At 34.0% G+C, this 12247-nt stretch carries 12 protein-coding genes; 10 read left to right on the forward strand and 2 right to left on the reverse strand.

Going from position 1 to position 12247, the window contains the following annotated elements; all coding sequences use genetic code 11:
• Positions 1 to 26 precede the first annotated feature (26 nt).
• On the reverse strand, positions 27 to 404 hold the full coding sequence (locus tag M0G43_RS11905; protein ID WP_248026755.1) for a hypothetical protein: 378 nt from the start codon (positions 402 to 404) through the stop codon (positions 27 to 29).
• 197 nt (positions 405 to 601) lie between these two features.
• Between M0G43_RS11905 and M0G43_RS11910 the strand changes: the two genes are divergently transcribed.
• The 8 genes from M0G43_RS11910 (at position 602) to M0G43_RS11945 (ending at position 8849) form a co-directional block, all read left to right on the forward strand.
• Positions 602 to 3004 (forward strand): aminotransferase class I/II-fold pyridoxal phosphate-dependent enzyme, encoded by a 2403-nt coding sequence (locus tag M0G43_RS11910; RefSeq protein ID WP_248026756.1) that lies wholly within the window; start codon positions 602 to 604, stop codon positions 3002 to 3004.
• A 27-nt stretch (positions 3005 to 3031) separates the two neighbouring features.
• Positions 3032 to 3874, forward strand: coding sequence for an RteC domain-containing protein (locus M0G43_RS11915; RefSeq protein WP_248026757.1), 843 nt, complete (start codon positions 3032 to 3034; stop codon positions 3872 to 3874).
• Between the two features lie 323 nt (positions 3875 to 4197).
• Complete coding sequence (locus M0G43_RS11920; RefSeq protein WP_248026758.1) at positions 4198 to 4479, forward strand: helix-turn-helix domain-containing protein; 282 nt, start codon at positions 4198 to 4200, stop codon at positions 4477 to 4479.
• A gap of 6 nt (positions 4480 to 4485) precedes the next feature.
• Entirely contained in the window at positions 4486 to 5142 is a 657-nt protein-coding gene (locus M0G43_RS11925; protein ID WP_248026759.1) for a hypothetical protein, read from the forward strand.
• Positions 5126 to 5782: an ATPase gene (locus tag M0G43_RS11930; RefSeq protein WP_248026760.1), complete on the forward strand. Its 657-nt coding sequence runs from the start codon at positions 5126 to 5128 to the stop codon at positions 5780 to 5782. Before M0G43_RS11925 ends, M0G43_RS11930 begins: the two co-directional genes overlap by 17 nt.
• A gap of 6 nt (positions 5783 to 5788) precedes the next feature.
• Positions 5789 to 6907 carry a hypothetical protein gene (locus M0G43_RS11935; protein ID WP_248026761.1) on the forward strand — a complete coding sequence of 373 codons (1119 nt, stop codon included), beginning with the start codon at positions 5789 to 5791 and terminating at the stop codon, positions 6905 to 6907.
• Positions 6908 to 6981: 74 nt separating this feature from the next.
• On the forward strand, positions 6982 to 8127 hold the full coding sequence (tcmP, locus tag M0G43_RS11940) for a three-Cys-motif partner protein TcmP (RefSeq protein WP_248026763.1): 1146 nt from the start codon (positions 6982 to 6984) through the stop codon (positions 8125 to 8127).
• Entirely contained in the window at positions 8124 to 8849 is a 726-nt protein-coding gene (locus tag M0G43_RS11945; RefSeq protein ID WP_248026765.1) for a DUF5131 family protein, read from the forward strand. The genes tcmP and M0G43_RS11945 overlap by 4 nt, the downstream gene beginning before the upstream one ends.
• A gap of 28 nt (positions 8850 to 8877) precedes the next feature.
• Here the strand turns inward: M0G43_RS11945 and M0G43_RS11950 are convergent, their stop codons facing one another.
• Positions 8878 to 10152, reverse strand: a complete 1275-nt coding sequence (locus M0G43_RS11950; RefSeq protein WP_248026766.1) for an ATP-binding protein — start codon at positions 10150 to 10152, stop codon at positions 8878 to 8880.
• 658 nt (positions 10153 to 10810) lie between these two features.
• Here M0G43_RS11950 and M0G43_RS11955 point away from each other — a divergent pair.
• A complete protein-coding gene (locus M0G43_RS11955) occupies positions 10811 to 11647 on the forward strand; it encodes a DUF932 domain-containing protein (RefSeq protein WP_248026767.1) in 837 nt (278 codons plus the stop codon).
• 160 nt (positions 11648 to 11807) lie between these two features.
• Positions 11808 to 12224, forward strand: a complete 417-nt coding sequence (locus M0G43_RS11960; protein WP_248026768.1) for an HYC_CC_PP family protein — start codon at positions 11808 to 11810, stop codon at positions 12222 to 12224.
• Positions 12225 to 12247: the final 23 nt, after the last annotated feature.

Below are 12247 nucleotides of genomic sequence, written 5' to 3' on the forward strand. Positions count from 1 at the left end.
GATTATTATAGCTTTTATTTACAATTTTACTTATACTGGCTTAAAAATTTTAAAGCCAAATCAAAATTATTAAAAGCTTTTGTAGGGACGGTTGGCTTATTAGTGCGCAAATAAAATTCCGATAACATCTCCGATACTGGCGAATCTACAATAAAAGCTACTGCCTTAACCAAAATGGACCCCTCAATGGACAGGTAAGACCTAGCGGCCTTATTGACCTCTTTTATTTGTCTGACATCACACAGCACTGGCAATGCCCGTCCTTCGTGCAACAGGAGGCGCTCTTTGACCACATAAACTGCCGCTGGCAAATCCAACACTACATCCTTATTATAGGTAATGAACAGAATGCCATCATTTAATTTATATGAAGCATAGTCATTTTCTGAAGTTATTGTTATCATCTGAAAACTGGTATTTTCTCAAATATAAATTTACAAAATAATCAACATAAGAATTGCACCTTTCTTTACAATCATTGGTTAATATGGATTAAATTTTGCCTACAAAGGATTAAGAGTTGACTTAAAAGGATTTAGAAGTCCACATTTTTCCCATTGTACTATAAAACATATTAACTTAATGTTCTAAATCAATAACGATGGCAAAAATTAAACACAACAACTTTTTAGACACAGTGAACGATGTCTTTACAGACGCCATAGACGAGGGCATATTGCATCTCTATGCAGAAGGGGAAAGTTTTAACGGACGAACAATTGGATTAAAAAATAGAAATTTATTTCATTTCGGCACCACTGGATATTTAGGATTGGAACAGGATCATAGATTGAAAGATGCTGCTATCAGTGCAATCCATCGTTATGGCACACAATTTCCTTTGTCTAAATCATATATCTCCAATCCGCTTTATAGACAATTAGAGGAGAAAGTTACGGAGATGTACAATCACCCCGTTGTCATCACCAAAAACAGCACCTTGGGTCATTTGGGCGTGATTCCAAGTGCGGTCAGGGATGAAGATGCTATCATTCTCGATCATCAAGTCCATTGGAGCGTTCAAAGTGCAGCAAAAGTATTAAAGTTGAGAAGTGTTCCAGTAGATATGGTTCGTCATAATGATCTGAACATGTTAGAGGATAAAATTAAAACGTATTCAAACACCCGAAAAAAAATATGGTATATGGCCGATGGCATATACTCGATGTTCGGCGATTTCGCTCCGGTAAAAGAGTTAAAGGAGTTGAGCCTTAAATATCCCCAATTACACCTTTATTTCGATGACGTACATGGCATGAGTTGGACTGGGAAAAATGGTACAGGTTATGTTATGAGTGAAATCGATGAACTTTCAGAAAATATGCTGCTTTTCGGGACATTGAGCAAGACCTTTGGGGCAAGCGGCTCTGTATTGGTGTGTTCAAACAAAAAATTATATCAAGAAATAAAGACGTTTGGTGGTCCATTAACCTTCTCTGCCCAATTAGAGCCAGCATCCGTTGCCGCTGCGACGGCATCTGCTGAAATCCATCTCACTTCAGAAATCTACGAACTCCAAAACGATCTTAAAAGTAGGATTGAATATTTTAATAAATTGGTAAAACAAACGGACTTACCGCTTGTAGATAGGAACAGATCCCCAGTATTTTTTATTGGTACTGGCATGCCAAAGACTGGTTATAATTTCATTAATAGATTGATGAACGAAGGCTTTTATGTAAATTTAGGAATGTTTCCAGCTGTACCCGTGAAAAATACGGGAGTTAGGATAACAATCTCCAGACATAATCAACGTCAAGAAATAAAAGCTTTGGTTGATGCAATGGCATATCATTTACCTAAAGCTATAGAAGAAACTCATACAAGCTTACGTCGTGTATATGAAGCATTCAGATTAGACCCAAAGACGACCAAAGATACATGGGTTAATTCTGATTTGAAGGTTCAAATTGAAACCAGTATTTCAGGCATTGATAAAAATACCTGGAACGAATTGGTCGGAACTTCTGGAGTTCAAGATTATGATGGTTTAAAATTTATCGAACAAACATTTAGAAATAACGAACTAAAGGAACACATTTGGGATTTTTGGTATATCATCATCAAAGACGAACATGCGCATCCCATATTAGCGGCGGTTCTATCATCATCTATATGGAAAGATGACATGTTGGCCAATTTGACCGCTTCAAAAGTTATTGAAGAAAAACGTCACGCAAATCCTTACTATATGACTTCAAAAGTTTTGAGCTTGGGGTGTTTATTTACCGAAGGGAATCACCTTTATGTGGATGAAAAACATGCGCGAAAGAAGGACGCTTTTAACACAGTCATGCAATTGATGGAACGTCTCGAAAAGAGTTCAGACTCAATGATGTTAGTCCTCCGAGATTTTAATGACAATCAAGAGCATCATACTTACTTTTTAGGTCAAGGATTTGTCAGGATTCAAATGCCCAATTCATGTAAGATTGATTTAAAACCCAATGAGTCAATTGAAGATTATATTTCGAATCTTTCGACTAGAAGTAAAAAGCATTTTAGAAAGGATATTGAAGCTTATAAAGATTCGTTACATATTTCTGTAATGCAAAATCTTAACAATATTCAAATAAAGCAAGTTCATCAATTATATGAAAATGTGCGTAAAAAAAATCTAGGACTAAACACCTTCTCCTATCCGCTGGTTTTGCTTACAAATATGTCCAAGAATCCATATTGGGAATTCATAATCATTACAATTCCAGAGGAACCAAACAAGATAATAGGTGTTATGTTCTGTTATAAAAATAATAATAAAATATATGTCCCTTCTTTGGTAGGAATGGATTACGACTATTTAGACCAATATCAAACGTACCGCCAGCTTTTGTATCAAACAATTAAAAGAGCCATAGAAGTTAATTTTAAACAAATTGATTTTGGTATGACCGCTTCCTTTGAAAAAAGAAAGCTTGGTGCTACAGTCGAAGAAAAATTTGCATATATACAGACTTCCGATAATTATACCCTAGAACTTTTGGGGCTATTAGAATCTAAATAATAATGATATACCGCTTAACTTTCAGGTATGAAATACCAAGAATTGATATCAGAATTTGAGACCAATTTGGATTTCTTGGAATCCTGCACTGATGATATTCTATATAAAGCGGAACATGGCATCACTAAAACTGAAAAGTGTATTAAACAACTTCGAAGAAAAGTTGTTGAAAAAGGATTTACCTCTAAAAATGAAGAGATAAGCTTCTTCAAGCACATCAAACCACAAATTTTCAGTAGACTTATCTACTATGTAAAACTTTTCAGTATTGAAAGTAAACGCCCTCGAAGCAGTTCTAAATTTCAAGTTAAATATCTCAATAACCACATCAATAAACTGCAGGTTTTTTTTAATGACAATTTGGACTTCTATCATTATTATAGACGAGGCGCCACAACCTTGGATGAAGAATATTTCATAAGAGGCAAATCCGACCTACGACTACCAACAGAATCTTACCATTTTTTTATAGACGAACAATTCTCAACGTGTCAGGACACAACGGTGGCCACTATCATGGCATATGACATGCTCATAGTCTATCTCCAACAGGAAATTAAAAAACTACAAACTAACGCAGAAAACAAGAAAATCAACACTATGAAGCAATCAACTTCAAAGCTTTTTTGGACAGGAAGCAAGACGGAATTAATAGAATTGACCTATGCACTGCACAGCAGCGGTGCAATAAACAGCGGAACGGCGGATATAAAGGAGCTGGCTTCAATGTTTGAAAAAATTTTTAATGTTGATCTGGGAAATTACTACCATACGTTCATCGACATTCGAGCAAGAAAATGTAGTAAGACAAAGTTTCTGGACAGATTGACCGAAGTCCTGATAAAACGTTTTAATGATTCTGACGAATGACCCCAAGTTGATACCAAGTTGGGGTTTTGTAAATGCACAAGCCTGCCCATAAAATTTGATTGAAGTTTATGGTGACGAAATCTCTTAACGGTATTTTTACCTTCAAAACACAACAAATTAAATGCTAAATAAAAATTCCCAACTTGGGTTCAACTATTGGTGATATGCCAATATCTCACCTCAAATTTGTAGAACGAAAGTCAAATTCAAGTTTCACGATCTCTTATTTATTAAAATATTAAAGTCGTGAGCTAAATCAAGTCAAGGGCTATCATTTTAATTGAAAAAGAAAACGATGGCCCTTTTCTAAAAATCGTTCTATTATGCCGACAAGTATCATTACTACAGACGACCTTCGAGATTTCAAACTGGAACTCCTCGATGACATCAAAACCTTGTTGACCAAGCAATCGCATGGGAAATTAAAAAAATACCTGAAATCTTCCGAGGTCATGGAATTTCTTCAGATAAGTCCAGGAACCTTACAGAATCTTCGCATCAATGGCACACTACCATACACAAAGATTGGCGGTATCATTTTTTATGATTCCGAAGAAATCCAAAAGATAATGAATGAAAATCGTGTACACCATAAATACGATTAACAATGTATGAATTATATAAAACATTTGAACGCAGTTTTTCAGCAATTCTCGAAAGACTCTCGATTGAATCCAACACACATCAGTTTGTACATGTCGCTGTTTCAGTTTTGGAACATCAATCGGTTTCCCGAAGAATTTTATATCAATAGAGATGAAGTTATGGGATTGGCAAAAATTGGAGGAACGGCAACTTATCATAAATGCATCAAAAATCTCAACGATTGGAAATACCTGTGCTATTTGCCTTCATATAACATTTTTAAAGGGAGCAAAGTTAGGATGTTCATTTTTAAAACAAGCGCTGAACAGGCTCTGAACAATAGAAAAACAAGCGCTGAACAGGCGTTGATACATAATACAAACAGTAATAAACAAATAGAAAACAGTAACAAACTAAAGCTACCCAAAAACGAAAATGAGGTTTTGATTTTTTTTAAGGAAAAAAACTGGCCAACCAAGGAGGCCAAAAAATTTTTTAACCATTACAAATCCATTGGATGGAAGCTTGGTGGAAAAATTAAAATCACAGATTGGCATTCCACAGCAGAGAACTGGATGCTAAAGGCAGAAGAAATTAAAATATCACAGATGGGAGACGAAAGATTCCAAAATCGGGACAATTTAAAAACGAACAAAATCAAAGATTATGGGCAACCCCTCTAAAATAATCGAAGATGGTGTCGAATATTCAATCGGACGATTCAACGGCACGGAGATGTTTTATGATTTCGACAAAATTCTAATCTACCTCGATGCCAAAGGAAAACTGTTGTTTGGAGTTGATTTTAAAATTCATAACGGTGACGAAGAAGTCATTCTAAAGCTGTGCAATTACATGGTCAAGGATTTCGAAAGTTGCAAAAAGCATGACATCGACCCAAACAAGAACATCCTGCTAACTGGACCCGTTGGATGTGGTAAAACCTCCTTAATGAAATTAATCCAATTTATCGTTCCATTGCAACGCCCATACGAGCTGATTCCGTGCCGAAACATTGTTTTTGCGTTCAATCATATTGGTTATAAAATCATTGAAGATTATGGTGAAGGCGGAAATTTCTGTTATGACGATTTGGGAATTGAACCCATCGGTCGTCATTATGGACAAGACTGCAACGTCATGGGGGAAATTATGGTTTCAAGATATGAACTTTTCTTAAGCACTAAATGTAAAACGCATGCCACGACCAATCTCAACGCTGAAGAATTGGAAAAACTATATGGAAGCAGAGTCCGAAGCAGAATGCGAAAAATGTTCAATCTGATTGCCTTTGACATCAACACGAAAGACAAACGAAAATAAATAATCATGAAAATAGCATCATTTAACATCCAGAACCTATTCCATAGAGACAGAAGTCTTACGGAACAATCATTGAGCAAATGTGTTACCAATTGGGTCACCGAATTTGACAATTTACTTTTGAAAGCAGATTACAAAAACTCTACCGCAGAAAGAATGAGAGAATTATCTTTTTTACTCGGATTTGACAAAAATTACAGAAGCCCTTATGCCATCATGCGTAAAAAATCAGGAGAATTATATCTCAAAGGCATGAGCGACTCAAAAGCGTTAAAAGCAGATGAGTTGACCGACTGGAACGGTTGGATAAAGGTACAAACCGTTCCGATTCATCCGGAATCGAGCAATAACAAAGCGAAAGTCATTGCGGACATCAATCCTGACATTCTAATTTTACAAGAAGTGGAAGATAAAATGTCGCTCGATGAATTTAACAATCTCTACCTACCGAATTTCGAATGCGACCCTTTCAGCGATTGTATCGTCATACCAAATTCAGAAGGAAAAGGTCGCGAACACGCTCTTATGCTCAAAAATGGTTATGAATTGGACGCCATTAAACTTCACACTATTGATACTTCTGAATATCCTACACAGGAGTTGATTGAGTATGTGATTATGACACCGAAATGTGAAAAATATCATTTGTTTTCTACATATTTCTATAATGATTTGTCCAATCCTGAAAAATCACTTGCAATAAGACAACAGCAAGCAAGAAACACAGGAGAACTCTATCAACAATTAGTAGCTGATGGTACAAATAACATTATAATCGCCGGAACATTTAATGCACCATCTTATTGCGATTCATTAGCACCTCTACTTCAAGAAACTGACTTGAAAGATATTACAAAGCATTTATCATTTGAGGTTGATTATGATGAAGGTATAGATGCGAGTTATCACAGAATGGGTGCTTACAGAAAAGGTGTCAACATCAGGCAAACAGATTTTATGCTCTTATCTCCTTCCCTATTTCAAACTATTGCTGATAGTGGATTAAATCGAAAAGCAATGTGGCCAGAAAAGCGTCCGCAATGGTCAACTTATAAATCTGTTTTGAATAAAAATCAGGCTGCGAGTGAGCATCCTGCGGTTTGGGGGCTTATAGCTGATATTTAATTATAATTAGATTTTTATACTTCAGTAATTATTGTTTTCTTTACTGACTGTCTTAAATTTCTTTAAACATGTCAATGCAAACAAGGGAGGAAATTGAAAAATTTTATGAATATCAAAAAGCTAATTCAAAAGTAAAAGCTGAAATAGTCGCTAACTATTTCCCTCAATATGCTCTAATTATAAATAAGCCAGGTCAAAAAAAAATAAGATACTGCGATTTGTTTTCTGGACCTGGAATTTACAAAGACGGTAACATTTCAACACCTTTCTTAATTACAGATGCATGCCTTAAAAATTCAACTCTTAAATCAACTGTTGAATTAATATTTAATGATATGCTCTTCGGGGAAGACTTGAACAAAAACTTAAATGAAAATTTTAACTTGAAAGAGTTCGCGTATGAACCACAGTTTAGACAATTGGAAGTCGGAAACCATGATGGTATTGACAAATTCTTAAACAAGAAATATAATGGTAAAAATCCTATACCTTCATTGTTATTTTTCGACCCTTTCGGCTATAAAACTGTAAGTTCTTTAACATTATCAAATTTTTTAAGTAATTGGGGCAACGAAATATTCCTGTTTTTTAATATTAAAAGAATTCATGCTGCAATTGAAAATTCAAAATTTGAAGATTTATTACGGAATTTATTTCCTACCAATTACGATAAAGTTAAGGAGTTGAGAAAATTTGAAATCAATACGGAAAAAAGGTTACCAATTTTTATAAATTCCATGAAGGAGGAATTAGAACTTTTACTTAAAAAACCCATTTTTATGGCTGCATTTAAATTTATGGAGGAAGACAATCTTGCAGCCAGCCATTACGTTCTACATTTCAGTAAAGACAAAAAAGGCTTTGAACTTGTAAAACAGGTATATGCTGAATTTGACAACATTGGTGCCTCTTTAGAGAATGGAACTTACACGTTTGATTCAAAACGGATGGGAAATTCTGACGTTGAAATGGACTTTGGAGACTCAAATGTAGAGACATTAGCCGCTAAAATTTTTGGCCTTTATAAGGGAAAGGAATTGGATTCCGAATCCTTATTTCAGAAAATGCACCCTGACTCCAATTATTCGGGAAAGCATTTTACTCATGCATTAAGACATTTGGAGAAAAAAGATAAACTCACTGGAATACGCACTGACGGTAAGAATTTTAGAGAAAATATTATAATAAGTCCATTTTGTAAATTAAATTTTAAATTATGAGTAAATCTTCAATAGAATGGACAGAAGTAACTTGGAATCCGACTACGGGTTGTAAAAAGATTTCCCAAGGTTGTAAATTTTGTTATGCCGAAATAATGACCAGACGCTTAAAAGCAATGGGACAGGAAAAGTATGCTGATGGATTTAAAAAGATTCGTACCCATGAATCAGAATTAAATCGTCCTTATACATGGAAAAAACCCCAAATTGTTTTTGTTAACTCAATGAGTGATTTATTTCATGATGAAGTGCCATTAGAATTTATTCAAAAAGTGTTTAAATCTATGAATGAAAATCCGATGCACACTTTCCAAGTGCTCACCAAAAGGTCAGATAATCTTGAAAAATATTCTCAAATGGGTGCTTTAAATTGGACACCAAACATTTGGATGGGAGTATCAGTTGAAAACAGCTCTGTTCTTCATCGCATAGGTCAGTTAAGGAATACAGATGCCCATGTAAAGTTCCTATCTTTAGAACCCTTAATTGGACCTTTATCAAATATGGATTTATCCAATATTGACTGGGTAATAGTGGGTGGAGAAAGTGGTTTTAAACCAAGGGAAATGAAAACGAAATGGGTGGAAGATATAAGAATTCAATGCGAAATTTCAAGTGTAAAATTCTTTTTTAAACAGTGGGGAGGTAAAAATAAAAAGGCGGCAGGACGTATGTTAAATGGAAGAACTTATGATGAAATGCCTGAATTGAGCGCTTTTTAATTTGTAGAATATTTTATGCCTACAAAATTTAATTCGAGATTTTATGTTCTAAATAATCCAAATAGGTAATGGCTTCTCTAAATAAGTAATTTATAGAGCCATTTTGAAAAGGATAATGTAATTCAAAAATTTTAAACAAAATTTCTTTTATATAAATAAAATCTAATTCTATACTTGACAAACTAAATATTGTTTCAAGAACTCTTTTCGATTTATCCTCTGAATCGATATTTATTTGAGACCGATTGTTTATTTTTTCCAAATTATTTTTACGCTCTTCTCCATATTTTGAATTAGCGCCAAGCGTGAATCTGTTTTTGTAATCACTTGACTTTTTATCCTTTTTAATTCTCTCAATTAATCTTTTTCTAACACTACCTCGAATTTTTAAATCTTCTAATAACTTAATTGAATCTTTTTCTTTTAGTGACAATCTATCTAAAAGAAAATAAAATGGAAAATATGCGGTATTTCCTTGGCAAATGAATTTCAATAAATCCTCATCATTAACTATTGATATATTTTTTAAATAAGATTTGTAAATATCTTCTTCATAAATATTTATGTTCGTCTTAATAACTCTTGCCAATTCAGGAATATGACCAATAATTTTGACAGCTGGTTCTCCATCTTTTTGAATGGAATATTTATCGATAATTTTTATTTGGCTTAAGAGAGATTCATCCAAAAGAAATGTATTGTTTTCGCTGATGATTTCCCCACTAACAGAATTAAGAAGATGAGTGTTTTCAATTCCTATCTCTCCAATTTTTTCTAATAATTTCATCCATCTTTCGGACTCCTCATGCTTAACTTCTTCAATAAGTTTAATTAAGTCTCCTGCCTTTATTTTAGAGGATTTTGCCCCATATCTATAATAGATATCAGAACTGTTTGTTTTAGAACTGTCCTTGTTACAAATAATCGGTCTGTTTTTATTTTTAAATGCATAAAGGATGCCTATAGTCATACCTCTAAATATAAATTCTTTTCTTTCAAAATTAATTGATGGCGTAAATAATTCATTAATGTAATTGGTTATATCAGCATCATCTATTTTTTCAAAATCCTTAATTCCAACAATTTTATGTGGACTATTTTGTACACCAAAAATTAAAGCCCCACCTTTATTATTCGAAAATGCACATAGAGATTTACAATAATTTGCTCTCGCCTTCTCCGCCGTCCAGTCAAAATTCTCTTTAAATTCTATAAAATGTGATTCCCTTCTTTTCAGTATGTTTTGGTCATCGGCATCATTAAAAAAATTAATTAGCCAATCTTCCTTAAGTATTTCAGTCATTTATCTATCATTTGTCAAATATAAAATACTAATATAACTGAAATTATAACAACTTATATAACAGCTTCAGTATAGTAGATTCATGAATTAAATTTCAAATAGCTGAATATATATATCTAATTTAGTATAAATAAGCCCACTCCCAATCCATTCCGTTGCTCTACATTTCGAGAAGTGCGCTTTATTAAAAAAAGTCTTGGACACAACCCAAAAGTTCATTATTTCCATTCCACCTCCCAGCCGCTGAAGGCAGGGACATTCCATTCCCAATCTTAAACTTTTGGGTTAAGTCCGCTTTAGGGAGTTAGTATTCATACAATATCACCGCAATTTAAACTCGTAAAATACTTCCATCAAAAGACTACGGCATAAAGCCGACGCTTCTTCCTACGCTTATTTATTCCGTTTCCTTTTGAGCCAAGATTTTATCTTCCGTTTGGTTCTCGCTTAAATATTGTTTAACCATTAAAATCCATCATTATGAAAAATGTATCATCAGAACCCGAAGTATCACTGCAAGAAGCAGAAGAACATTATCAATTGACTAGTAATAATTACACAATTGAAAGTGGGGAGAGTCATTTGGCTTATTACAGAGAGAGATATCCCCTTTACTACCAAGTACTATTAAATAATGTCTAATCTAAAATCAAAAGTTATGTATTTACAAAATTTAAAACAAGATGAAATCTTCGTTTCAAACGAAATGAAATCATTGAAAAGTCTGACCCAAATGGAGTCCAGACGAGGACTTGAAAATGCCATTATCTCAAATGGCAAGATTGTGAACGTGGTCTCAAATAGTTATGGCCATGTTCCAAATGAACTCTTCTTTAAGAAAGCCGAACAGATGCTGGTGGATGCTGACCTCAATTTTCAAAAGCAGACAATTAACAGAGCTGATAGGTCATTTATTACGGACTTTATCATCGAGGATAAGAGTCAGTTTTCGGTGAAGAACGATAAAGATTTGATTCTGCCTATGCTGCGATTTAAAAATTCTTATGATGGAAGTGAAAAGACTTCCGGACACTTTGGATTTTATAGAAAAGTATGCTCCAATGGACTTCATGTCTCACAGGCAGAAATTGAGTTTTCTATCAAGCACAGCAAAAATAACACAGACCTGATAATGCCAAGTCTGAATAAATTGTTCGATAAATTTCTGGATAATGAATTTTACACCATTACTTCGAAATTCGACAAGATGAAGAAAGTTGAGATTCTCGATACAGAGAAATTCGTCAAGGACATTCTTGAAAGAACGAAACTGTTCAGATATGAATGTAGTGACAAGAATGATAATCCTTCGAAAAAATCAAGGGAAGTCATTGAGATATTGAACTACGAAGCGTTATTATTGAACGAGTCGCCTAATCTGTGGCTTGGATATAATGCCTTTAATGCGATGCTTCACAGAACGTTGAAGAAAAGCTTTTCACAACAGGAAAAATTGGATAAGAGATTGTTCAACGAAATTTACGAAATGGCTTGATAAGTCAATTTATGAGGTTTCTCCAGTACCTTAAACTGGAGTTTTTATTCTTCAGAATTATTTTATCATTCATTTTTAAAACTACTTTTCATGTGAAAATTGTTAAAAACAAAATGTTAAAAACAAATTTTTCTATACATTATTTTATAATTTCGTAGAAATGAAAAATTTTTTCCATAAAGTATTGTCAATGCTAATGGCATTTGTAGTCTTGTTTTCTACAATGTCATTCATGCTCAATATGCATTATTGTGGAGAAACTTTAGTGGCGACCTCTTTATTCGAAAGTGTTGAGTCCTGCGGAATGGAAATAGCAAAATCAACACTTCCTAACGGTTGTTCAATGGAAAAACCGGATTGCTGTAAAAATGAGCAGTCACTCATTAAAGGACAGGACGAACTTAAACTGAATTTTGATAAAATATCATTTGACCAGTATATTTTGGTTGCTGCTTTCTTCCACACGTACAGTGCTCTTTTTGAATCTACCGAAGAAATTAGACCGTCCTTACCAGCATACCCACCACCCAATATAGTCAGGCTTATCTACAAACTTGACGAGAGTTATTTAATTTGATTTTTAAACATTAGAACCAAAAA

The organism is Subsaxibacter sp. CAU 1640, assembly GCF_023156585.1.
GTDB lineage: Bacteria > Bacteroidota > Bacteroidia > Flavobacteriales > Flavobacteriaceae > JBPOFM01.